This window comes from Gaetbulibacter aquiaggeris, from assembly GCF_044003965.1.
Classification (GTDB): Bacteria; Bacteroidota; Bacteroidia; order Flavobacteriales; family Flavobacteriaceae; genus Yeosuana; species Yeosuana aquiaggeris.
This window is the reverse complement of the sequence record NZ_JBAWKC010000001.1, coordinates 1375659-1398406: the sequence shown is the minus strand read 5'-3', so window position 1 is coordinate 1398406 and position 22748 is coordinate 1375659. Positions and strand designations below refer to the sequence as shown.

The following is a 22748-nucleotide window of genomic DNA, read 5'->3' as shown; positions in this document are numbered from 1 at the left end:
TATGACTAATAAAAACAACTTAATTCAACCAGTAAAAAAGGAAAATAGAATCATTTATCTTGATATCTTAAGAGGGATAGCCATATTTTTTATTTTCTCCGCTAATATTGTATATTTCTCGGGCCACTTTACATTTCCCGAAGAAGGGCGCTTACCTTCAACTCTTTTTATATTTGATAAAACTTTAGATTTCATCCTTTATAGCTTAGTTGATGGTAAGTTTTATTCCTTATTCTCTTTGCTATTTGGTATTGGCTGTGCCATTCAGCATCAAAATTTAACAAAACACAATAAACCATTTGCGCCATTCTTTAAACGCAGAATGTTTTGGCTTTTAATATTTGGGCTCATTCATCTGCATATATTTTGGTTAGGAGACATTTTAACCTTATACGCATTACTAGGTTTTGTCCTTATATTTTTTGTGGATTTCACAAACAGACAGCTAATAACTTATGCCAGTGTTTTAATACTCTTACCCATTTTAAATTGGTTTATCATAAATGTGATAGGGTGGAATTACCCAATGTTCTTTTTTAAGTTAAACTCTCAATATTATGAGTATTTTAATTTACCAATGATTGAAAATAATGGTATAAAAAGGTCAAATTTTGGAGCCTTTATTTTAAATGAAAATATTCTTGATTTCTTAAAAATGAATATTGGTAATTCGTTTTTAAGAATTGGAGGTATTTTAAATGAAGGAAGAATTTTTAAAGTTTTAGGGATTTTCTTAATTGGCCTATGGGCAGGTCGAAAAATTTTAAACGAAAACTTATTGGAAAACTCAAGCTTTTTAAAAAAGGTGGCCATTTGGGGAATTTTTATCGGATTACCAATGAGCTTTTTCAGAGGATACATAGAATTTTATGCTCAGAGAACAGAAATATGGAATCTGTTACACACAATCACTTATGCCTTTGGAACTGTTCCCTTGGCTATGGGCTACGCCGCTTTGCTCGCGATTTTCTATAAAAAAATTCCGCTTTTAAACGGATTTGAATTAGTAGGCAAAATGGCTTTATCTAACTACTTATTTCAAACAGCATTAGCAATCACTATTTTTTATGGTATTGGATTTAGCTTTGCTGGTAAACTGGGATTTACTGTAATAATTGGAATAGCCATTTTAATTTATAGTGTACAGGTGTTGTTAAGTATGTGGTGGTTAAAATCGCATAGTTTTGGACCAATGGAATGGCTATGGAGACAATTAACCTATAATAGGTTGTTCAGAAAAAAGAATGACTTATAAATCATTCTTTAACTTCAAATAAAACATCATTTATTTATTTTCAATTTTTAAAAAAAATATTTTTTCAGTATCATATTTAAACTAAACATTTAATAAACTAATAAAATCAATCATGAAAAGGAATCTTTGCATATTTATTTCATTTATCTTAATTAATACGCTTTTCTCGCAAACTTATATAAATAATGTAACCATTGCTGATGTAGAAAATCAGAAAATGATTCCCAATCAAACTGTTGTTATTACGAATGATCTAATAAGTAATATCCAACCCAGTAAAAAAATAAAAATTATAGTTAACGCTACAGTTATAGAGGGTGAGGGAAAATATTTGATACCGGGAATGACCGATGCCCACATCCACTTTTTTCAAAATGGAGGTTTATATGCTCGTCCCGACGTAATTGATTTACGAAAAGATATGCCTTACGAAACAGAAATGGCCTTGACCAAAAGTGATATGGAATATAAATTGCTAAGGTATCTTAAAAACGGAATAACTACTGTAATAGATGTCGGGGCCAACCTTCACTTCCTTAAACAACGGGAAGATTTTAGAGACAAAGATTTTTCACCCACTATTTTTATTACTGGACCTTTATTAACCACTTATGAACCTCAAGTTTATGAAAACTTGGGAGATGACGAACCTTTTATTTTGACCAAAAATATAGAAGACGGCATCAATGGTGTAAAAAAACAATTGCCATTAAAACCAGATTTTATAAAAATTTGGTATATCGCAGGTGCAGACGGTTTGTCTGTAGAAGAGAGCGCTCGCAAAAATCTTCCAATAGTAAAAGCTATAATCAATGAAGCCCACAAGAATAATTTAAAAATTGCCGTGCACGCTACACAGCGCATAACCGCTCAACTGGCTGTGGAAAACGGAGCCGATTTTTTAGTACATAGCGTAGATGATGAAGTTTTGAAACCAGAATTTGTGCAATTAATGAAGAAAAATAAAACAGTGCTCTGCCCTACCTTAATTGTTCATGATGGCTATGTAAAAACGTTTGGTCAAAACATTAACCCAAGTAATTATGATTTGCTAAAAGCCGATCCATACCAATTAGGTTCATTATTAGATTTAAAACATCTACCAGATACCTTGCGCATCAATATGTACAAACAAAGAGCTAATTCTCCGCAAAGCATTGCCAGTTTAAAAGCAGCCGATTCCATCAGTATGGCAAACCTAAAAATCCTTTCAGATGCAGGTGTTTTGATTGCCACTGGCACGGATGCTGGAAATATTGGCACCATGCATGCTTCTTCCTATTTAGCTGAATTGCAGGCGATGCAGCAAAGCGGTATGAATAACTGGCAAATATTAGCCGCTTCAACACTAAATGGCGCTAAAGTTTTGGGTAAACAAAACGAATTAGGAAGCGTAAATGTGGGTAAAAAAGCAAATCTTGTTTTGTTAGATGCCAATCCTATTGACAATATTGAAAACGTAACAAAAATAAACCGCATAATCAATAAAGGAGTTGTTTTTAATCCAGATGAACTTTTAAATGACGCACCAGAAGATTTAGCACAACGTCAACTGAACGCTTATAATTTCAGACATATTGATGCTTTTTTGGAACCTTATGCCGATGATGTGGAAGTGTATACATTCCCAAATACTTTGCAATTCAAAGGAAAAGAAGCGATGCGAAAAGGTTACACTCCAATGTTTGAAAACACGCCAAATCTGCATTGCGAATTGGTTAACCGAATTGTTCAGGGCAATACAGTCATGGACCATGAACGTGTTCAAATAGGCAATAAAATAGTAGAAGCAGTAGCCATCTATCAGATTGAAAATAACAAAATCAAAAAAGTATATTTTATCAAATAATACAGAATAATCAGTTACTCTATGATACCAACAAAATCAAATCGAATTGCCTCTATAGATTTACTAAGGGGTATGGTTATGATATTTATGGCTTTAGATCATGTAAGAGATTATTTTCATTATGATGCTTTCTTTTTTGACCCAACAGATCTATCCCAAACCAATGTAGCTTTATTTATAACCCGTTTCATCACACATTATTGTGCACCTGTTTTTATGTTTTTAGCAGGTACTTCAGCTTTTTTTGTCGGACAAAAACGCAGCAAAAAAGAGTTAAGTGTCTGGTTGTTAAAAAGAGGATTTTGGCTCATACTGGTAGAAGTGACTATTATGAAATTTGGTTGGAATTTCAATTTAAATTATACTATGACCGTGTTTCAGGTAATCTGGGCTCTTGGCGCTTCCATGGTATTTTTAGCAGCCTTTATCCACGTGCCAAAAAAGTTAATGATTGCCATTAGTTTAATAGCCATTTTTGGTCATAATATGTTAGATGGTTATATGCCTGAAACATGGAAAAACCTATGGATCCTTCTGCATGTGCAGGGTCCAATAGTAACACCTATTACCACAATTTTCAGTGCCTACCCGCTTATACCATGGATCTTTGTTATGCCTCTGGGCTATCACTTTGGTTTATTATACCAACAGGATTTTAACCAAAAACTAAGAATAAAATGGTTGAGATATATAGGTGTTTTGGCGATTTTACTTTTTATTATCATTAGATACTTCAATGTATACGGAGACCCGAATATGTGGGAACCACAAAAATCATTTACTTTTACAGTATTATCGTTTATAAATTTCGCTAAATATCCGCCATCATTATTTTATTTATTAGTAACCCTTGGGCCCACCATTTTATTACTCAGCTTTGCAGAAAAGTGGAAAGGCAAATTATATAGCGCCGTAGTAACCATAGGTCGGGTACCCATGTTTTTTTATATCATCCATGTTTATGTTATACATCTTCTGGCTTTAATTGCTGTAACTCTTTCTGGATTATCACCTAAGCTTATGGTTATAGAGTTGTTTGTTACTCGAACGCCTGAGCTTAAAGGATATGGGTATAGTTTATGGGTTGTGTATGTCATATGGTTTTTATTAATACTAGCCCTATATCCGGTTTGCAAATGGTACTGGAATTATAAAAGTAATAATCGAGATAAGTGGTGGCTTAGCTATTTGTAATAAAAATAAAATATGGCGCAAAAAGGAGAAGGATTAAAAAGAAGCATTAGTCTTTGGGGATTATCTGCCAATATTATAAACACTGTCATTGGCGCTGGTATTTTTGCTTTGCCAGCCATTGTAGCTGAAGGACTTGGCTCGGGAAGTATATTTGCCTATTTATTTTGTGGAGCTCTTGTTATTTTAGTCATGCTTTGCTTTGCTGAAGTAGGTAGCAAGATTTCACATCCAGGTGGAATTTATGCCTATATTGAACAAACATTTGGCAAATACGCAGGATTTTTAGCTGCTATTTTATTTTTAATTGCATCCGTTTCAAGTGATGCTGCCGTTGCCAATGCATTAGCAGATATTATCAGTACTTTCTGGCCTTTTTTTCAAGAAACATGGATTAAAACATTATTTTTTATGTTACTTTTTTCAGGATTAGCAGTTATTAATGTCAAGGGAACTAAAGAAGGGGTACGATTTGTAATGTTAATTACCTTTATGAAAATAATTCCTTTATTGGCAATTGTTCTAATCGGGTTTAAGGATATTGACATAACAAATTTGTATTGGAAAACCGTGCCCTCAATAAAGGATTTAGGTGAAATGTCTCTTATTCTGTTTTTTGCTTTTCAGGGTGCAGAATCTGGTTTATCAATTAACGGAGAGGTGAAAAACCCACAAAAAACAATTCCAAAAGCTATATTCATTAGTGTTGCTGTAATTCTTATACTTTACATTTTAATACAAACCGTTGCTCAAGGTGTTTTAGGAAATACATTAATTTCATTTCAAGAAAATCCATTAGGCGAATTGGCAAACCAAATTTTTGGCCCTATCGGATTAACTTTAATTACTATAGGCGCAGGAGTTTCTATATTTGGAACTTTAAGTAGTGAAATATTTGGTATACCCAGAGTCATTTTTAGTGCTGCTAAAGATGAGGTCATACCTATTAAAATACTCACTTCTGTTCATAAAAAATATATAACTCCACATATAGCAATTATTGTTTATGCTACTTTAGGATTTTTATTTGCCACTTTTGGCGGATTTAAACAATTAGCAATACTTTCCAGCGCAGCCTTATTAATTATTTACTTGGGCGTGGCGCTTGCAGTTATAAAGCTAAGAATTAATGAAAAAAAGGAGGACAAATCTAAAACTTTCAGAATTCCTGGTGGTTATATAGTTCCTATACTTTCCGCATTAATAATTCTATATTTTCTTTCTAATTTGACTAAAAATGAAATGATTACTACTGCAATATTCATTGGTATAATATCAATTATTTATCTTGGTATTTTAAAATTTAAAAAGAAAGATGATTAAGCTTTTTAGAAATATCCGTCAAAATCTACTTAATGAAGGTAAAACATCAAAGTATTTCAAATATGCCATTGGTGAAATTGTGCTAGTAGTGATTGGGATTTTAATTGCCCTGCAGATTAATAATTGGAATGAAAAACAAAAAGAGCAAGGAAAAGAACAACAAATACTCATTAGTCTGAGAGAAGAATTTAAACAAAATATTAAGGAACTAGAGTTTGATCACGATGTAAACTTAAGTTGCATAAATGCTATTGTAATGCTATTGAATTTTGATGAAACTAAAAGTTTTGAAACCAAAACTATAGATAGTTTAATTGGGAAAATTTTCAATTTTGCAACTTTTGATGCTAGACAAGGAGTCATGAATGATATTATTTCTTCTGGTAATTTAGAATTAATTAAAGATTCTAATCTTCGATATGTCTTAAACCAATGGACAGGAGAACTCGATGATTACGAAGACGATGCTGTTATTAGACGAGAATATTGGATAAACAATGTGCCTCCTATACTATATAAATTCTTACCACTAAGAAATGCAGATGCCACAATGGACAGAGAAGATTATAAAAGGGACATTCTCATTCCTCGAATACAAGTGCCAAAATCTAATTATGACGAATTTTTAAGCAGTCTCCAAGTAGACAATATGTTGTTTGATTATTACATGAATCAATCCTTTGTCACAACAAACGAGGAGCTTATTATGACGTTTTTAAAAGAAACTCTTGAGTTAATTGAAAACAATATCAAACAATGATTAAATTCTTCCGTCATATTCGTCAAACCCTTGTTATGGAAAATAAAACCAGTAAATACTTTAAATACGCCATTGGTGAAATTGTGCTTGTGGTAATAGGGATTTTAATTGCTTTACAAATTAATAATTGGAATGAGTACAAAAAAACAGATTTAAAAATTAAAAACTCACTGGAAGCCTTAAGAAGTGATTTAATACAAGATACTTTACTAATAATTGAAAGACAACCTTTTATAATAGAACAATATCAACTTAATGAGTCTCTAAGAGCAAGAGTTGCAAAACCTTATGCTACTTTAGACACTTTAATACAAATTATGCATCATCAGTTTAACCCAAATTGGAGTGCTCAAATTATATATAATACAAACGCCTATAATAGTCTTAACCAAACGGGTTTAATAGAAAACCTTTCTGATTCACTTAAGACAAACATTAAGAATTTTTACAATAAGAAGTTCTCTCTTTATGGAAGAGTTGAACAAACTACTAATGATTATAGAGAAAAAATCACATCCTATGTCAATACCTATACTTTTGGCTCCACACCTATTCATGACCAAGGTAAACTCATTGATTCATTAGTTTGGAAAAATATAAATCCCGGGCATCTTGCAGCTACCTTTCAAGGCATCAGTAATTTTAAGAGAATCCTCTTTACAGAAACCAGAGAAGAAATGGATTTTTCTCTTACTAATTCTAAAAAATTATTACAGCAGATAAATAATTATTTGAAAGAAAAATGATCAAACTCTTTAGAAACATCCGTCAAAACCTTCTAAAAGAAGGAAAAAAAGCAAAGTACTTCAAATATGCTGTTGGAGAAATTGTATTGGTAGTAATTGGGATATTGATAGCCTTACAAGTAAATAATTGGAATGAAAACAGAATAAGTATTATAAAAAAAGAAAAACTTCTCAATGCACTCAAGATAGAATTTACCTCTAATCTTACCCAGCTAGAAAAAGTGCTGTATTTTGACAGCATAGTTCTTGAAGGCACCAAAAGGTTAATGAGAATTGATCCTGAAAATTCCATTGAAATAACAAGTGATTCTATGCCAAATTGGTTACAAAACGCCTCCTTTAGATGGACTTTTAACCCCATTAATGGCGCCTTGAGATCAGGTATTTCATCAGGACAAATTCATTTAATAAAAAACGACTCATTAGTTAATTTACTTTTTGGGTGGCAGGACTTTGTAGCCGATTCCAGGGAAAATGAAGAAAGATGTGTAGCAGCGGTCATCGCAGCAAGACCTATTATTGAAAAGTATATCAGAAATCTGGATTATAGAAGAACTTATATAATTGCACTTAGAAAAAGTAGATTCCCCTCAGATTATCAATCCCTATTTACAGACCCTTTATTTGAAGATTATTTAGGGGAGCGTTACCTTTCAATGGATGAAGCTTTATTTGAATTAAAACAGGTAAAAAAACAGAACAACCTGATATTGGAACTTATTGATTTGGAACTTAATAAAGATTAATTTGATCAAGCTTTTCAGAAACATCCGTAAAAATCTTCTCAATGAAGGCAAAACTACCAAGTATTTTAAATATGCCGTTGGCGAAATTGTACTTGTGATGATTGGTATTTTACTGGCCTTACAGGTAAATGACTGGAATGAAATCAGAAAAACCAAAATGTTTGAAAATGAAATATTATACTTAATAGACCAAAATTTAAAAATTGACTCTATTTCACTCTCCATTGAATTATCCAAAACAAAAGAAGCCAACATGCTCACTGAGCGTTTGCTAGACAAAATTTCACAGAAAGACTATAATGATAGTTTAAATATTTGGATGGGTAAAATTATTTCATTTGAACGCTTTAAATCGCAATCAAGTGCTTTTGAAGTTTTAAAAGCTAAAGGCATTGAAAATATTTCAGATAAAAAACTGCAGCTGGAATTAATAACTTATTACGACGAAAACCTGTTTAAATTATACGAAAGTCTCAATGATGTTCTCAACGCCTTTAATTCAGATTGGGTGCCTATTATCAAAACAGATTTTCTAGATTTTAAATGGACCGAATACTGCATACCTATTGACTCTCAAACTTTCTTTGAAAAACCATCTTCCATTATACAGTTTAAATTATATAAAGATAATAGAGCCGGCCAAATGCGGAAAATGGAAAGTGCCTTAGCTAAAATAGCTGAAATAAGAATTTTAATTAATAAAGATTTAAAATGATAAAATTCTTTAGAAATATCCGTAAAAAGCTTATTAATAGAGGTAAAACAACTAACTATCTAAAATATGCTATAGGTGAAATTATACTTGTGGTTATTGGTATTCTCATCGCTTTACAGATTAATAACTGGAATGAAAATAGAAAATTGCAAAGTCAGGAGCTAAAACTATTATCTGATATAAAGTCCAATCTTGAAGTCACGCTAAAAAATTTTATTAAAGACACCATTGCGAATACAAATTATATAGCAGAATACCATAAAATAGAGACCTACATTACAAAAGATTTACCCTATTCAAACGAACTGGATATTCCTTTCGGAATGCTACAATATTGGAATAGTCCCTATATCACATCTACAGGGTATAAAACATTACAAACAAAAGGTCTAGATATTATTAAAAACGAAACGCTTAAAAATGATATTGTTAATTTATACGAAGTGCAATTTTCTTTATTAACTATTGATTACGATAAATCTGAATGGAATCTAAATCAAATTGTTGTGGCTCCTTTTTATGGGAAACATATCAGAAGGTATAACGACAAGTCATTAAACATAGCAATACCCAATGATTTTGAAAGACTCAAACACAATGATGAGTTTCTTAACATTTTAAGCATGATCATTAGATTACGCAAAAAAGGAGTCCTATTTTATCGAGAAACTATGATTCCGCTTCAAAAACTAATAAACGACATTGATAGCGAATTAAAAGCTAGAGCATAACTATTTTTAAAAATTAAATCATTAATACTACACTTAAAAATTAAATATTATGGGAATATTTTGGGATTTATTACAGCAAGACGAGCTTGAAAAACAACAAAAACAAGCAGATACTTTAGAAGATAGAGTAATGCAATTAGAAACAGAATTAGCAAACACTAAAATACTCCTTAAAAAGACTTTAGTGGCTTTAGAAACACATTTGTTAAAAGATATTGACGGTGATGGAAAAATGGGATAAAACCCTTCTCCAAAAGAAAAAAAAGTTAATTGACTTTAATAAAACCTAATTAAAAAATAGATTAACCTAAAAATCATTAAAATTGGAAACCAAAACCATTATTTATCTCGTTGCATTTGCACTTATTCTGCGCATAATTGTTCGCTTAGTAGTAAGACATAATCAAGAACAAAAAAAGGATAAAATAAAAAAGGATAATGATAAAGCTCTTTAGAAACATCCGTCAAAATCTGCTCAAAGATGGCAAAACTGCCAAGTACTTTAAATATGCCATTGGTGAAATTGTGCTTGTTGTCATTGGTATTCTCATTGCCTTACAATTAAATCAGAATGCCGAGAACAACCAACAAGACAAAACAAGGCAAGACTATTATATCCAACTTTTAGAGGACTTAAAAAAAGACAATCAACTAGCCACTGAAACCATTGAACATTTTGAAAAAGATAGAGCTGAATATAATAAGTACCTAGAAACCTATAAGAATAATGAATTAGAACCATCACAAGTCTACCAAATGCTTATGGAATTAAATATAAAATCTAGTACATTATCATTTAATTCAAGTACCATAGAATCTTTACGCAGTAGTGGTGAGATTATATTAATTTCTTTAAATGTTAGGAACAAGTTGATTAATTTACTTAGACTTCAGGATAAAATCTTAAAAGACATCCAACTAAATGATACGGGAAAAAACAATATGTTACAAGATTTGGGTATTTACAGAGGCGCATCAACACTTGCGAACCGACTTAATAATCAGTCTAAGCTTAAATCTTATTTAAAATTTGATGATAATCTGCCACAAATTATTTTAGGATTAGACGCAGTTCACATTTGGAAAGATGTTTCGGAAAAAGGTACAATTAAGCATTTAGAAATAATGGTGGAAGAGATTGAAGCTGTTAGTAATCTCATTGAAATAGAAATTAAAAACCATAAACAATAGTATGATAAAATTCTTCCGGAACATTCGTAAAAAACTAATCACTGAAGGCAAGACTTTTAACTACCTAAAATACGCTATTGGGGAAATTGTGTTGGTCGTTATTGGGATTTTGATTGCCTTACAAATTAATAATTGGAATGAAGCTCAAAATGAAAAAAAAATAGAATTGGGTTACATGAAAAACGTTCTGGAAGATTTAAAAGCTGATGACCTTATTTATTCAAACTATAAAAAAAGTAACATAGATGTTTATAACACTATCGACTCTCTAGTCATTTACTTAAATAAACCAGACCGGATTAAATTTACTAGTAAAACCAGTTACTGGGCTAGAATGATGACCGTAAAATTTACTCGTGCCCAACCCGTTGAAAGAACTTATGAGCAAATGAAAAGTTCAGGCCAATTAAAACTTATAAAAAACCAAAAAGTAACCAATGGAATTTCGAAATACTATAATTCCTTATCTGAGCTTAAACAATACAATGAAGCTGCTATCTTGTGGTTGGCGGACTATTTAAAATCGGTTGGGAAAGTTTTTGATGGCGAAGTACTATTAAAAATCTTAAAAGAGCGAAAGGAACAAAAAACCGATGCTTCGACACTCATTACCGAAGATAAGGCCATTATTAATGAACTTATTGCCAGTGCACAATACATTTATGGTGTTGTAAAATTATCGGAAACGGTTTGTGATAAAAAACAGAAGGAGGCATTGGATCTTATGAATCTTATTAAAAAAGAATATCAAATTGACTAATACCTATTTGCTATGATAAAACTCTTCAGTAACATTCGTAAAAAACTTTTAGCAGAAGGGAAAACTGCAAATTATTTAAAATACGCCATTGGTGAAATAGTTTTAGTAATGATTGGTATTTTATTAGCACTTCAAGTTAATAGCTGGAACCAGTCCAGATTAGAACGTATAGATGAAAAAAACATATTGGCTAAACTTCATGATGAATTTCTTGAAAACAAAAATGAAGTAAATAAAAGTACAGCTATTTTTAAAAGCGCTATGAATGCCAATATAGTTTTAATGAGTTTAGTAGGAAGTGATACCGAAGAATTACAAAAGCATGACCTAGATAGCTTATTCTATGAATCGCTCCCTTCTATGCAAATTGTTTTTTCAAATAATACCATTAAAAATATTGTTTTAAGTGGCAAACTAAACGTTATTAAAAACCCTGAAATTATTCAACTTATAAACCAATGGGAAGCCCATACTGTTTTACTCAAAGAAAGAGAACAAATCCTTTCACAATGGCTTAACAATCAATTAATACCATTTATTTCAGATTATGTGGCCTTTAAAGAAATTGACCATAATGGAAATATGCCTTGGTCCGGAAAATCTAAACTTAAACCAGACTATCATACCTTATTTCAACAATTAAAATATGAAAATATTCTCGACAATGTCCTGTGGTATCACAATAAAAACCGCATCAGTCTGGAAATGGCTGATGACCTTATTGAAAAAATAATTGATGCAACAAAATCTTATAACTAATGATCAACCTTTTTAGAAAAATTCGAAAAAAAATGGCAGATGACAATCGACCATTACAATATTTGAGATATGCCATTGGTGAAATTGTTCTGGTAGTTATTGGTATCTTAATTGCTTTACAAGTGAACAATTGGAACGAAAGTCGTTTAGAACAAAAAAGAATTAACCAATATGCCAAATCTTTGGTTCAAGACCTAAAAAATGATATTGACATGCTTAAAGTAAGTCTTTTTCAAGCTGAAAAAAAATATGGTTTTATTGATAGTTTAAGGTATTTAATTAATCATACACCTCACTCCAATTTATCTAATACAGATTTATATGTTATAGGCCATGATATCATGTATAGACCCTACAAATGGAATCGTACCACATTTAATGAATTAAAAAATTCTGGAGGTCTTCGCTATATTACCAATGATAGTCTACAAAAAAAATTAGTTGCCTATGAAAGTTTCTCAAACCATTTAGATGAAGATTTTGAGTTTGATAAATCAAATGCTGAAAAAGCGGACAATATGATGGTATTACTTCTAAATTTAAATTCCCCCTACATCACTAAAATGACCATTCTTGAAAATAATAGTTTTGACAGCCCCTCTTTTAACATCTATGAAACTGAAGAATATAAATCTTCAAAAGCAAACGATCTTAAATTGGCAAGCTATGATGAAGCCCTTATTCAAAAGTTTGTAAATACATTTATAATAATTCAGGACAATTATCGTACACGTGCCTTTAAAGAAATGCCAGAAATAATTGAGAACGCACATGAACTGATAGCCCTTTTACAAATGGAATATAACCTTTAATATATGATCAAACTGTTTAGAAACTTTCGCCAAAATCTTCTGAATGAAGGTAAAACCTCTAAATATTTTAAATATGCCATTGGGGAAATTGTTTTAGTAGTTTTAGGTATTCTCATAGCCTTACAAATTAATAATTGGAATCAAAACCGCATGAACAAACAAAATGAAAAGCTCATTTTAAAAGAACTTCATAAAGAGTTTATATCCAACAAAACACAATTAGATACAGTGATTTTCATTAATAAAAGATCCTTTCAATCTGTTAAGTATGTAAAATCAAAATTACCCATTGATATTGAAAAAGTAAATTTAGATTCTTTGGCATTTCATTTATATTTTATGGGTTATACAAATACCTTTAATCCTTCAAACGGTGTTACCAAAGCCTTAATGAATAGCTCAACATTTAATCTTATTTCTAATGATGAATTACGTCAGTTATTAATATGCTGGGATGATGTAGTTATTGATTATCAGGAAGAAGAAATTTATGCGTACAACAATTATGTCAATCATTTAAAAGCTTTTGAAAAGAAGCATTTTTATTGGGATGACTATAAACACTGGCTAACAGACCCACGTATAGACTTAACAATCCTTGAAAGTATTGAATTTGACAATTACGTTTTGGACAGATATTATGATTTGAAAGGTATCTTTGAAAACACTTCAGAAGAATTAGAAAATGTCACAAACACTATTGATAAAATTATTGAACTTTCTAACCCAAAACCTAATGATTAAACTCTTTAGAAACATTCGTCAAAATCTTCTGAATGAAGGTAAAACCTCTAAATACTTTAAATATGCCATTGGGGAAATTGTATTAGTAGTAATTGGTATTTTAATTGCCTTACAAATCAACAATTGGAACTCCAATAGAATCCAGAAACAAAAAGAATCCATCTATGTGGCCAATATCAAGCGTGATTTAAAAGAGCAACTCACCACTATTAAATCTCAAATGGCCTATGAAACCAACATTAACAAGATTGCTACGCCAATGATATCTTATTATAAAGCACATCAAGGGTTTAAAATAGACAGTGTTTTTACTGCAAATATTGGCAGTCTAACTGGAAGGAAGACCTTTGTGAAAAATTCACCAACCTACACAGAGCTTATCTCATCAGGAAATATAGATATTATTAGTGACAACATTATAAAAGATGACATCATAAAATACTATCAGGAGCTAGAGCGAATAGAACTTGTTATCAACAAAAACAACAATCTATATACCGATGCTGTATTTATCCCAGAGATGATAGGATTATCAGAAATGCAAGTTTCTAAAGAATTTGAAATAAATAAGCTATTAAATTACATTCCCAATCAAAATATTCCTTTGATAGATTTAAATGAACCCAGACTAAAACAAATCATGGAACAACAACTGGAAAATCCAGAAAACGAATTAAAGATGATTAACTGTATCAATTTTAGAAATTTTATAGCTATCATTCATACTAACCTTTTATCAGAACAAAAGATAAATACACAACTTTTACTGGACAAACTAGAGACGAAAAATTAACTTTCTATAAAAATAATTGGCAAAATAAATTGGTATCTTGTATTTATGAATGGATTTGACATTGTAATGGTAATTGCTATTATCCTTTTTGCCAGATTAGGGGTAAGACTTGTTACCGGTTATATAAAAATGAAAAAGAATGACAAGGAGGATTATAAAGACTAGATAAATAATATCAAGAGTTTTTTTAAAGTTTGTTTAAAACCTATTGCTACTCTCTAACCCTTCCTGTAAATACACTCGCCTTTGAATTATAGGGATTTCCTGAAGCGCGCCTTAACAATACTACTTGTCCACAATGCCATAAGGCATCCGCGATTGGCCCATTGATGTTATTCCAGAAAGGAAATTCACGTTCGCCGAATACTAATTTATATTGAGAAATATCATCAGATTTTCTTAAAATATCTGCAGCCGTTTTTATGTTTATTAAGGTCTGTTGTCTCCTTTCAGCAAAGGTCATTTCAGAAACCTCATTATTACCGTCATTCCCTTTTTTTAAAGTAGCATTCACAATCACTTTTGACAAGCCTAATATATGCTCAACGGTTTCTCCGTTGGTTCTTGCTTCTGCACTTGGCTTATATTGTAAATCGTCTTCATTTAAGCCTTCCGTTGCCCAATAATATCTAAAACCTAAACCATCAAGCATTCTTGCCGCTACGCTTCCCGCTGTATAGGTCTCTGGATAGTCCGAAATTTCATAATAAGGAAACTCTGTGTTCATAGTAACTTGCGATTGCATTTGATAACTCATCAAAACAAAAAACAAAAAATAATTTTTCATAGATATCTATTGACTATTTAACACCATACTTATCCATTAAATACATCAGTGATGTCATGGTGGCCGCCCCCAATTCTAATTCACGTTTATTGATAGCATCAAAGGTATCATTACTGGCATGATGGTAATCAAAATAACGTTGAGAATCCGGACGTAATCCGGCCAAAACAATCTTATCATTTTTTAATGGACCAATATCAGCACCACTTCCACCCTTTTCAAAATAATGTATTAAATAAGGTTTAAATAAATATTGCCAAGTTAATGCTTGATTATAATTCGCCTCATCACAATCAAAAGAAAAACCTCTTGGTGTAAAACCGCCAGAATCACTTTCTAAAGCAAACACATGGTTTTCGCCTTTTTGTTTAGCCTCCTCAGCATATTTTTTTCCACCTCTTAAACCGTTCTCTTCATTCATAAATAAAACCACTCTAATACTATGTTTTGGCTTAATACCTGTTTCTTTTATTAATCTTAAAACTTCCATGGATTGCACAATCCCTGCGCCATCATCATGAGAACCATCACCTAAATCCCAGGAATCTAAATGACCTCCAACAACCATATACTGCTTTGGAAATTCACTACCTGTAATTTCTCCAATAACATTATAAGATTGTACATCACTAAGCTGCTTACAATTCTGTTTAAAATAGAATTTAATGTTTTTATCCAGATTTAACATAGTACTTAATAACTCAGCATCATTAGTACTTATCGCAGCAGCTGGAATACGGTTTTCAACAGAAGTATCACCATAATTCATTGCTCCAGTATGGGGTAAATCATCTAATCTTAAATTCATGGAACGCACAACAACAGCCACTGCTCCATATTTAGCAGCTTCAACGGCTCCTTGACCACGCTGATTAACGCAACCACCATATGCTTCAAACGTATGAATTAAATCCGCTTGCATGGGTCTATTAAAAAACACGATTTTTCCTTCAATATTTTCTTTACCTAAAGCTGCAAGTTCTTCAAAATTATGAACCTCCACTACGTTAGCCTTAATGCCTAATGCTGGGGTTGCAACAGATCCGCCTAAGGCACAAATATTAACAGTGGTTGTTTTGCCGGGTTCACTTTCAATAAAAGCATATTCCTTAGCGCCTCGCACCCATTTAGGAACCATGACTGGTTGCAACCATACTTTATCTAAACCTAATTTATCCAATTCTTCTTTTCCCCAAGCAACCGCTTTTTCGGCACCTAATGACCCAGACAATCTACTTCCAATTTGATTTGATAAATAATTTAACCAATCGTAGCTTTTACCTTTCGTCAAGGATAGGTTGTATATCTCTTTCATCACTTCCTCATCATTTTGAGAATAAAAAGGAATGGATATTAAAATGCTGAGTGATAATAGGGCTGTTTTTAAAAAGTTCATAGGTTGTTTTTGGTTTTAAAGATATACTATAAATGATACTAAATAAGTTAAATATTATGTAAAAAAATGAATTTATTCGCTCTCTAATTGTTTCTTATACAATTCTAAATTTGCCTTTATATCATCATCAAGTTCAGGTTCTTGAATATCAGAATAGTTACTCAAAGTATCGAGCATAATTTTAGCAACGATATAACGTGCAGTTGATTTGTCGTCTGCAGGAATATTATACCAAGGCGCATGTGGTTTTGAAGTTCTGTTTAAAGCATCTTCATAACATTCTTGATACTTTTCCCAAAGTAACCGCTCTTTTAAATCGCCCGCCGAAAACTTCCAGTTTTTTTCCTGTTTATTTAACCTTCTTAATAATCTATGTTTTTGCTCATTTTTAGAAATATTTAAAAAGAACTTAAAAATAATAGTACCGTTCTCAGCAATATGTTTTTCAAAATTATTAATCTGTTCAAAACGTTTATCCCAAAATGCTTCATTAATATCTTCAACAGAATTAACAGAAGGAATATCCTCTGATAAAATATATTTAGGATGTACTCTTGTAACCAAAACATTCTCATAGTGCGTTCTATTAAAAACACCAAATTTACCCCTTACTGGAAGCGCGATATAATGTCTCCATAAATAATCGTGCTTTAACTCCAGTTCTGTTGGCACTTTGAAACTATGAACTACCACGCCTTGCGCATTGATATCTTTGAACACTTCACGGATCAAGCTATCCTTTCCTGAGGTATCCATGCCTTGAAGACATACTAGAACAGCATATTTACCTTGAGCATACATAGTTTCTTGAAGCTCTCCAAGTTTAATTCGGACTGATTCTAATGCTTTATCAATCTTTTTTTCAGAAGCGTCTAAATCAAAACTTGTAAGGGCTTCTTTTAAATTAATTTTTGATGAAACAAGAAACTTTTCCTGTGAAATATTTTTCATAAATCCTTTTTTTAATTCTCGCTAAAGATAATAAAACAATATATTCGATGAAATACACATTATTTTATAATGTTTTTTAATACTTTTGAGTACCTATTTATAAAATATACCCCAAATATTATGAAAAAACATTACTTATTTCTATTCTTCCTTTTAGTATGCTTAAAGTTTCAGAGTCAAACTAATTGTTCTGAAGCAAATTCAGAAATCAACTACGCTTACTCAAATGTTAAACATTCCTATGAGGCTAATAATATTTCACATTTAAAGGAATATGCATTCAAATCATTGGAAGCTTTTAAACGCGCCGAGTCTAAATTAAAAGAATGTGGATGTCAAGTATCTTATAACCACGCCTATGATGCCATGCAGTTGTTAGAAAAAGTGGACCCCGCAGAAAGTTACGAAGATGGTCGCTTTTTTGTTAAACGAGCCAGAGAGCTTGCTAAAGAATGTATCATTGAATTAGATAAATGCACCGCTGAATTTCAAGAAGACACGAGTCTTTCCTTACTGCAGGATGAACAAAAAGAGTTACAACAACAACAATTGTTACTTAAACAAAAAGAAAATGAGATTAAATTAAAAATGGCCGAACAAAAAGAAAAAGAGCTCATATTGAAAAAAGAAGCTATGATTAATCAATATAATAGTGTCATTTCTTCGAATGTAACAAGCTTTAATGATATTTTAAAAATATACAACAGTAAAGATAAAGTTGTTATACCAAATGAAAATTTGGGCAATTTAATGGATAAAAGTCTAGAAGAAATAAAAAGTCATTATTTACAAAATCTAAGAGGATTAACAAACACCTATTTATCCTATTTAAATAAATGTGATATTTAAAAAATAGCAGGCAATGACTCTTTAACTTAAGAGTAAGCCTGCCTTAAATTTGATTTATTCGTATTATTTTGAAGCAAATAATTTAACGTCATTTTCGGTCACTTCCTTATCTCCTAGAATAATTAAGCGCTCTACAACATTTCTAAGTTCCCTGATATTTCCAGTCCAGTCATAATCTTGTAATAATTTAATGGCTTTATCTGAAAACACTTTTTTAGCAGTGCCATGTTCATTCGCGATTTTATCTGTAAAATGATCGATCAGTAAAGGGATATCTTCACGCCTTTCATTTAATGACGGAACTTGAATTAAAATAACGGCGAGTCTGTGATACAAATCTTCTCTAAACCTTCCTTTTTCAATTTCCTTTTTTAAATCTTTGTTTGTTGCAGCTATAACCCTTACATCAACTTTAATATCCTTATCACTACCAACACGCTGAATTCTACTTTCCTGCAGTGCTCGCAATACTTTTGCCTGTGCTGACAAACTCATATCGCCAATTTCATCTAAAAAAATGGTTCCCTGATTAGCCGCTTCAAACTTACCTGCTCTATCTTTTACCGCACTGGTAAAAGCACCTCTAACATGACCAAACAATTCGCTCTCAATCAGCTCACTTGGGATGGCCGCACAATTCACTTCAATCATAGGACCATTAGCACGGTCACTCTTTTGATGTAACCAATGTGCTACAAGTTCTTTACCCGTACCATTAGAGCCGGTTATCAGAACCCGCGCATCCGTTTGGGCCACTTTTTCAATTATATCTTTAATATGAGAAATAGCTTTACTTTCTCCTATCATCTCAAAATTCTTGCTAACTTTCTTTTTTAGCAATTTATTTTCAACAACCAGTTCCTTTCTATCTAAAGCATTTCTAACTGTATTAAGAAGTCTATTTAAATCGGGTGGTTTTGAAATATAATCAAAAGCACCCATCCGCATAGTATTCACAGCGGTATCTAAATCACCATGACCTGAGATCATGACGATTGGGATTTCTGGTTTAATTTTTTTAGCAGCTTCTAAAACTTCAACACCATCCATTTTTGGCATTTTAATATCACAAAGTACCAGATCATAGTCTTCCTTTTTAATTTTTTCAATGCCTTCTAAGCCATCTTCTGCTTCTTCGACTTGGTACGTATCATTTTCTTCTGAAAGAATTTTAACTAATACGCGTCTAATGGCAGCTTCATCTTCAATTATTAAAATTTTAGACATATTATTTTATTTTATTTTTGAATAATGTGTACATCTCTCTGCGGAAATGGTATTGAAACGTTATTTTCTCTAAACAACCTATCAATTTCAAAACGAACATCACTTTTTACACCATTAGCATTAAAACTATCTTCTATTGTAAAAATCACTTTAAAAGTTAAAGCACTATCGCCAAAATCAGAGAACAAAACTGATGTTTCTTCAGGTTCAATGACAGCTGATTGATTATTAGCAGCTTGAATCAGTAACTTTTTTACTAATTGTACATCACTGCCATAAGCGACTCCAACTTGAACAAACTCTCTAGTATTTGGATTATTTTGTGTCCAATTAAATAAACTATTTGCAAGATATAAATGATTAGGAATTACTAGTACCCTATTATCAAGTGTGATAGCTCTTGTGGTTCTTAGTTTTATTTCTTCAACTTTTCCTACTTTCCCATCAATTTCTATAATATCTCCAACATGCACTGTTTGATCTACTAAAATAAAAACGCCTGAAATGATATCTTGAAATAGAGTTTGAAGTGCTAATCCTATACCAATTAATAAGGCCGCAGAGGCCGCAAAAACAGCAGTCACATCTACCCCAACAGCATTTAAAGTAATCAACAAAATCAGCAAATAAACCAACCACCTAAAATAACCAAATACTACATTAAACTTCGCTTTATCATCAGCTGGTAATCTTCTGGTAATTATTCTTAAAAATAATCTTAGAATTAGCGTAGTTATAAAAATTACCGTAATAATGATGATAACATCTTTCACAGAAATACTAATATCTTGACTAAAATTAATATGTTCATTAAGGACTAATTTCAGTTTTTCCCAAAATGAACTTTCTTTTAAAGATTCTTCTATTCTCTTTATTTCCTGATTCATTTTAATATTTTATCCATTTTATCAACTCTTTATAACTTGGCTTCTTACCATACATTAAAATACCAACTCTATAAATTTTGGCAGCAAACCAAACTGTAAATATAAACGTACCAATTAATAACAATAATGATACCACTTGCTGCCATATAGGAACTCCAAATGGAATTCTCATGAGCATCACTACCGGTGATGTTAACGGTATAAATGAAAACACCGTTGAAATCGTGCCATGCGGATCTTCAATCACCGTGAAAAACCCAATATAAACAGCTAAAATTAAAGGCATTAATACTGGTAACAAAAACTGTTGTGTATCTGTTTCATTATCAACTGCGGCTCCAATAGCGGCATATAAGGAACTATATAATAAATAGCCTCCAATAAAAAATAGTAAAAATGCTATAATTAAATTAGTCATTGGAAGATGATGTAATGAGTTAAAAACGTCTTGAACCTGCATTTCTATATTGGAGTTTTGCATAGCTCCCTCTATTATTTGTTGATTAGGGGATTGAGTTTGGGAGGTGTCAATTCCAAAAACAATTGAAACTGTGAATAATAAAGCGCCTCCAATAAATAACCAAATAATAAACTGAGTAATTCCTGCTAAGGAGGTGCCTATAATTTTGCCCAACATGAGTTGCATAGGTTTTACAGAAGAAATGATAACTTCAATAATTCTACTTGTTTTTTCCTCAATAACACTGCGCATAATCATATTTCCATAAATAATAATAAACATGAATAATAAATAGCCTGCAGCACTTCCAAAAAACAGTTTAACGACACTATCTATTTTAGATGTTTTTTCTCCATCAAAACTTTCTTGATTAATATTAACATTCGTTTTTGATGCTTCAATCATAGCAATATCAACTCCTTTTTCCTGAAGTTTTAAATTTTCAATCTTTTTGTCAATTTTAGTTTCTAAATTTGAAATTATAGTTAGTGAAGGAGAATCTTCTGAATAGAATTTAATATGATCAGATATTGAATCCAAATGGTCTGAACCTTCAAGATGTAACAACCCATATGCCTCAGTTTGCCTCACCAATTCTTTAGCATCTGCTAATGACATATTTTCCAATATGTTATAGGTGGTATTATCTTCACTTTTAAAAACATCCTGTACTAACCCGGTTTCATCCAGAATGCATATGGTTCTTTGTTTATCGTTATTTAATTGAGATAAATAGGCTACAACAGAAATAAGAACAATTACTAAAATTGGGCTTAAAATTGTCATTACAATGAATGATTTATTTTTAACCTTAGTCAAATATTCTCGTTTTATAATGAGTGGTAAATGGTTCATAATTAATGATTATTTACTGTTTGAATAAATATTTCGTTAACGCTAGGTATTAATTCTACAAAATGAGAAACTTGACCTTGATTACATAAATAACTCAACAAATCATTTGGTTTTTCATCATCTGAAAGTTTTATGTTTAGCTTTAACTCTTCCCCCAAAGTTTTAAAACTTGCTGTTGATGTTTGAAACTTCTTTGATAATTCTTGCTCTAAAACCCCTTTTTGATTTGTTAAAATCCCGACTTCATAAGTATTGGTTTTAAATTGTCTTTTTATATCAATTAATTTGCCATCAAGAATTTTATTTGATTTGTGAATCAAACAAATATCATCACACAGCTCTTCAACTGATTCCATTCTATGTGTTGAAAAAATTACTGTAGCGCCATCTTCTCTTAATTTTAAAATTTCATCCTTTATTAAATTGGCATTTATTGGATCAAAACCAGAAAATGGTTCATCAAAAATCAACAATTTAGGTTGATGCAAAACAGTCACTACAAACTGTATTTTCTGGGCCATACCCTTTGATAATTCCTGTATTTTCTTATTCCACCAATCTCCAATTTCTAATCGTTCAAACCAATATTTTAGGCGGGCTTTGGCCTCTTTATGACTCAGCCCTTTTAATTGTGCCAAATATAACGCCTGCTCACCCACTTTCATAGATTTATATAATCCTCTCTCTTCTGGCAAATAGCCAATATCTTTAATATGGACACCGCTTAATGGTGTTCCATCTAAAAATACCTGACCAGAGTCCGGCATAGTAATTTGATTTACAATTCTAATAAGTGTTGTTTTTCCGGCACCATTGGGACCTAATAAACCATAAATACTACCTTTGGGAACTGAAATGGATACTTTGTTTAGGGCTGTAAATGATCCAAAATTTTTAGAAACATTCTGGACTTCTAATATGTTACTCATTCTTGTTATTAATTGACATGTGTGTAAATATA

Annotated in this window: 24 protein-coding genes; 17 read left to right on the top strand and 7 right to left on the bottom strand. The window is 31.5% G+C overall.

Annotated features, from left to right (window positions below; translation table 11 throughout):
* Position 1 precedes the first annotated feature (1 nt).
* From V8G56_RS06065 to V8G56_RS05990, 16 genes are all read left to right on the top strand, one after another.
* The gene (locus tag V8G56_RS06065; RefSeq protein WP_395437527.1) at positions 2–1255 is read left to right on the top strand and encodes a DUF418 domain-containing protein; all 1254 of its coding nucleotides are present in this window, start codon (positions 2–4) and stop codon (positions 1253–1255) included.
* 112 nt (positions 1256–1367) lie between these two features.
* A complete protein-coding gene (locus tag V8G56_RS06060; RefSeq protein WP_395437526.1) occupies positions 1368–3104 on the top strand; it encodes an amidohydrolase family protein in 1737 nt (578 codons plus the stop codon).
* Between the two features lie 21 nt (positions 3105–3125).
* Entirely contained in the window at positions 3126–4298 is a 1173-nt protein-coding gene (locus V8G56_RS06055; protein WP_395437525.1) for a DUF1624 domain-containing protein, read from the top strand.
* A gap of 12 nt (positions 4299–4310) precedes the next feature.
* A complete protein-coding gene (locus V8G56_RS06050; protein WP_395437524.1) occupies positions 4311–5618 on the top strand; it encodes an APC family permease in 1308 nt (435 codons plus the stop codon).
* Entirely contained in the window at positions 5611–6378 is a 768-nt protein-coding gene (locus V8G56_RS06045) for a DUF6090 family protein (RefSeq protein ID WP_395437523.1), read from the top strand. The genes V8G56_RS06050 and V8G56_RS06045 overlap by 8 nt, the downstream gene beginning before the upstream one ends.
* A complete protein-coding gene (locus tag V8G56_RS06040) occupies positions 6375–7124 on the top strand; it encodes a DUF6090 family protein (protein WP_395437522.1) in 750 nt (249 codons plus the stop codon). Before V8G56_RS06045 ends, V8G56_RS06040 begins: the two co-directional genes overlap by 4 nt.
* A complete protein-coding gene (locus V8G56_RS06035) occupies positions 7121–7870 on the top strand; it encodes a DUF6090 family protein (RefSeq protein ID WP_395437521.1) in 750 nt (249 codons plus the stop codon). The genes V8G56_RS06040 and V8G56_RS06035 overlap by 4 nt, the downstream gene beginning before the upstream one ends.
* Before the next feature lies 1 nt (position 7871).
* Positions 7872–8585, top strand: coding sequence for a DUF6090 family protein (locus tag V8G56_RS06030; protein ID WP_395437520.1), 714 nt, complete (start codon positions 7872–7874; stop codon positions 8583–8585).
* Entirely contained in the window at positions 8582–9316 is a 735-nt protein-coding gene (locus V8G56_RS06025) for a DUF6090 family protein (protein WP_395437519.1), read from the top strand. The genes V8G56_RS06030 and V8G56_RS06025 overlap by 4 nt, the downstream gene beginning before the upstream one ends.
* Positions 9317–9365: 49 nt before the next feature.
* Entirely contained in the window at positions 9366–9557 is a 192-nt protein-coding gene (locus V8G56_RS06020) for a hypothetical protein (protein ID WP_395437518.1), read from the top strand.
* Between the two features lie 197 nt (positions 9558–9754).
* Positions 9755–10507, top strand: coding sequence for a hypothetical protein (locus V8G56_RS06015; protein ID WP_395437517.1), 753 nt, complete (start codon positions 9755–9757; stop codon positions 10505–10507).
* Between the two features lies 1 nt (position 10508).
* Positions 10509–11267 carry a DUF6090 family protein gene (locus V8G56_RS06010; protein ID WP_395437516.1) on the top strand — a complete coding sequence of 253 codons (759 nt, stop codon included), beginning with the start codon at positions 10509–10511 and terminating at the stop codon, positions 11265–11267.
* Positions 11268–11279: 12 nt separating this feature from the next.
* Entirely contained in the window at positions 11280–12026 is a 747-nt protein-coding gene (locus tag V8G56_RS06005; protein WP_395437515.1) for a hypothetical protein, read from the top strand.
* 32 nt (positions 12027–12058) lie between these two features.
* A complete protein-coding gene (locus tag V8G56_RS06000; RefSeq protein ID WP_395437513.1) occupies positions 12059–12838 on the top strand; it encodes a DUF6090 family protein in 780 nt (259 codons plus the stop codon).
* Between the two features lie 3 nt (positions 12839–12841).
* The gene (locus V8G56_RS05995; protein WP_395437512.1) at positions 12842–13582 is read left to right on the top strand and encodes a DUF6090 family protein; all 741 of its coding nucleotides are present in this window, start codon (positions 12842–12844) and stop codon (positions 13580–13582) included.
* The gene (locus tag V8G56_RS05990; protein ID WP_395437511.1) at positions 13575–14375 is read left to right on the top strand and encodes a DUF6090 family protein; all 801 of its coding nucleotides are present in this window, start codon (positions 13575–13577) and stop codon (positions 14373–14375) included. Before V8G56_RS05995 ends, V8G56_RS05990 begins: the two co-directional genes overlap by 8 nt.
* Before the next feature lie 211 nt (positions 14376–14586).
* Here V8G56_RS05990 and V8G56_RS05985 read toward each other — a convergent pair whose 3' ends face one another.
* The 3 genes from V8G56_RS05985 to V8G56_RS05975 form a co-directional block, all read right to left on the bottom strand.
* On the bottom strand, positions 14587–15162 hold the full coding sequence (locus V8G56_RS05985) for a hypothetical protein (protein ID WP_395437510.1): 576 nt from the start codon (positions 15160–15162) through the stop codon (positions 14587–14589).
* Positions 15163–15175: 13 nt separating this feature from the next.
* Positions 15176–16558: a M20/M25/M40 family metallo-hydrolase gene (locus V8G56_RS05980; RefSeq protein ID WP_395437509.1), complete on the bottom strand. Its 1383-nt coding sequence runs from the start codon at positions 16556–16558 to the stop codon at positions 15176–15178.
* Positions 16559–16630: 72 nt separating this feature from the next.
* Positions 16631–17509: a PPK2 family polyphosphate kinase gene (locus V8G56_RS05975; protein WP_395437508.1), complete on the bottom strand. Its 879-nt coding sequence runs from the start codon at positions 17507–17509 to the stop codon at positions 16631–16633.
* A 120-nt stretch (positions 17510–17629) separates the two neighbouring features.
* On the opposite strand from V8G56_RS05975, the gene V8G56_RS05970 reads away from it, so the two are divergent.
* Complete coding sequence (locus V8G56_RS05970) at positions 17630–18358, top strand: hypothetical protein (protein ID WP_395437507.1); 729 nt, start codon at positions 17630–17632, stop codon at positions 18356–18358.
* A gap of 63 nt (positions 18359–18421) precedes the next feature.
* Here the strand turns inward: V8G56_RS05970 and V8G56_RS05965 are convergent, their stop codons facing one another.
* The 4 genes from V8G56_RS05965 to V8G56_RS05950 are packed head-to-tail and all read right to left on the bottom strand — an operon-like array spanning position 18422 to position 22716.
* Positions 18422–19585 (bottom strand): sigma-54-dependent transcriptional regulator, encoded by a 1164-nt coding sequence (locus V8G56_RS05965; protein ID WP_395437506.1) that lies wholly within the window; start codon positions 19583–19585, stop codon positions 18422–18424.
* Positions 19586–19596: 11 nt separating this feature from the next.
* Positions 19597–20472 (bottom strand): mechanosensitive ion channel family protein, encoded by an 876-nt coding sequence (locus V8G56_RS05960; RefSeq protein ID WP_395437505.1) that lies wholly within the window; start codon positions 20470–20472, stop codon positions 19597–19599.
* A gap of 1 nt (position 20473) precedes the next feature.
* Complete coding sequence (locus tag V8G56_RS05955) at positions 20474–21787, bottom strand: ABC transporter permease (protein ID WP_395437504.1); 1314 nt, start codon at positions 21785–21787, stop codon at positions 20474–20476.
* A gap of 2 nt (positions 21788–21789) precedes the next feature.
* Positions 21790–22716, bottom strand: coding sequence for an ABC transporter ATP-binding protein (locus V8G56_RS05950; RefSeq protein WP_395437503.1), 927 nt, complete (start codon positions 22714–22716; stop codon positions 21790–21792).
* Positions 22717–22748: the final 32 nt, after the last annotated feature.

Excerpts from the sequence above, each read along its gene's own strand:
- V8G56_RS06065 (WP_395437527.1), top strand. The coding sequence starts at position 2 with ATGACTAATAAAAACAACTTAATTCAACCAGTAAAAAAGGAAAATAGA.
- V8G56_RS06060 (WP_395437526.1), top strand. The coding sequence starts at position 1,368 with ATGAAAAGGAATCTTTGCATATTTATTTCATTTATCTTAATTAATACG.
- V8G56_RS06055 (WP_395437525.1), top strand. The coding sequence starts at position 3,126 with ATGATACCAACAAAATCAAATCGAATTGCCTCTATAGATTTACTAAGG.
- V8G56_RS06050 (WP_395437524.1), top strand. The coding sequence starts at position 4,311 with ATGGCGCAAAAAGGAGAAGGATTAAAAAGAAGCATTAGTCTTTGGGGA.
- V8G56_RS06045 (WP_395437523.1), top strand. The coding sequence starts at position 5,611 with ATGATTAAGCTTTTTAGAAATATCCGTCAAAATCTACTTAATGAAGGT.
- V8G56_RS06040 (WP_395437522.1), top strand. The coding sequence starts at position 6,375 with ATGATTAAATTCTTCCGTCATATTCGTCAAACCCTTGTTATGGAAAAT.
- V8G56_RS06035 (WP_395437521.1), top strand. The coding sequence starts at position 7,121 with ATGATCAAACTCTTTAGAAACATCCGTCAAAACCTTCTAAAAGAAGGA.
- V8G56_RS06025 (WP_395437519.1), top strand. The coding sequence starts at position 8,582 with ATGATAAAATTCTTTAGAAATATCCGTAAAAAGCTTATTAATAGAGGT.
- V8G56_RS06020 (WP_395437518.1), top strand. The coding sequence starts at position 9,366 with ATGGGAATATTTTGGGATTTATTACAGCAAGACGAGCTTGAAAAACAA.
- V8G56_RS06015 (WP_395437517.1), top strand. The coding sequence starts at position 9,755 with ATGATAAAGCTCTTTAGAAACATCCGTCAAAATCTGCTCAAAGATGGC.
- V8G56_RS06010 (WP_395437516.1), top strand. The coding sequence starts at position 10,509 with ATGATAAAATTCTTCCGGAACATTCGTAAAAAACTAATCACTGAAGGC.
- V8G56_RS06005 (WP_395437515.1), top strand. The coding sequence starts at position 11,280 with ATGATAAAACTCTTCAGTAACATTCGTAAAAAACTTTTAGCAGAAGGG.
- V8G56_RS06000 (WP_395437513.1), top strand. The coding sequence starts at position 12,059 with ATGGCAGATGACAATCGACCATTACAATATTTGAGATATGCCATTGGT.
- V8G56_RS05995 (WP_395437512.1), top strand. The coding sequence starts at position 12,842 with ATGATCAAACTGTTTAGAAACTTTCGCCAAAATCTTCTGAATGAAGGT.
- V8G56_RS05990 (WP_395437511.1), top strand. The coding sequence starts at position 13,575 with ATGATTAAACTCTTTAGAAACATTCGTCAAAATCTTCTGAATGAAGGT.
- V8G56_RS05985 (WP_395437510.1), bottom strand. The coding sequence starts at position 15,162 with ATGAAAAATTATTTTTTGTTTTTTGTTTTGATGAGTTATCAAATGCAA.
- V8G56_RS05980 (WP_395437509.1), bottom strand. The coding sequence starts at position 16,558 with ATGAACTTTTTAAAAACAGCCCTATTATCACTCAGCATTTTAATATCC.
- V8G56_RS05975 (WP_395437508.1), bottom strand. The coding sequence starts at position 17,509 with ATGAAAAATATTTCACAGGAAAAGTTTCTTGTTTCATCAAAAATTAAT.
- V8G56_RS05970 (WP_395437507.1), top strand. The coding sequence starts at position 17,630 with ATGAAAAAACATTACTTATTTCTATTCTTCCTTTTAGTATGCTTAAAG.
- V8G56_RS05965 (WP_395437506.1), bottom strand. The coding sequence starts at position 19,585 with ATGTCTAAAATTTTAATAATTGAAGATGAAGCTGCCATTAGACGCGTA.
- V8G56_RS05960 (WP_395437505.1), bottom strand. The coding sequence starts at position 20,472 with ATGAATCAGGAAATAAAGAGAATAGAAGAATCTTTAAAAGAAAGTTCA.
- V8G56_RS05955 (WP_395437504.1), bottom strand. The coding sequence starts at position 21,787 with ATGAACCATTTACCACTCATTATAAAACGAGAATATTTGACTAAGGTT.
- V8G56_RS05950 (WP_395437503.1), bottom strand. The coding sequence starts at position 22,716 with ATGAGTAACATATTAGAAGTCCAGAATGTTTCTAAAAATTTTGGATCA.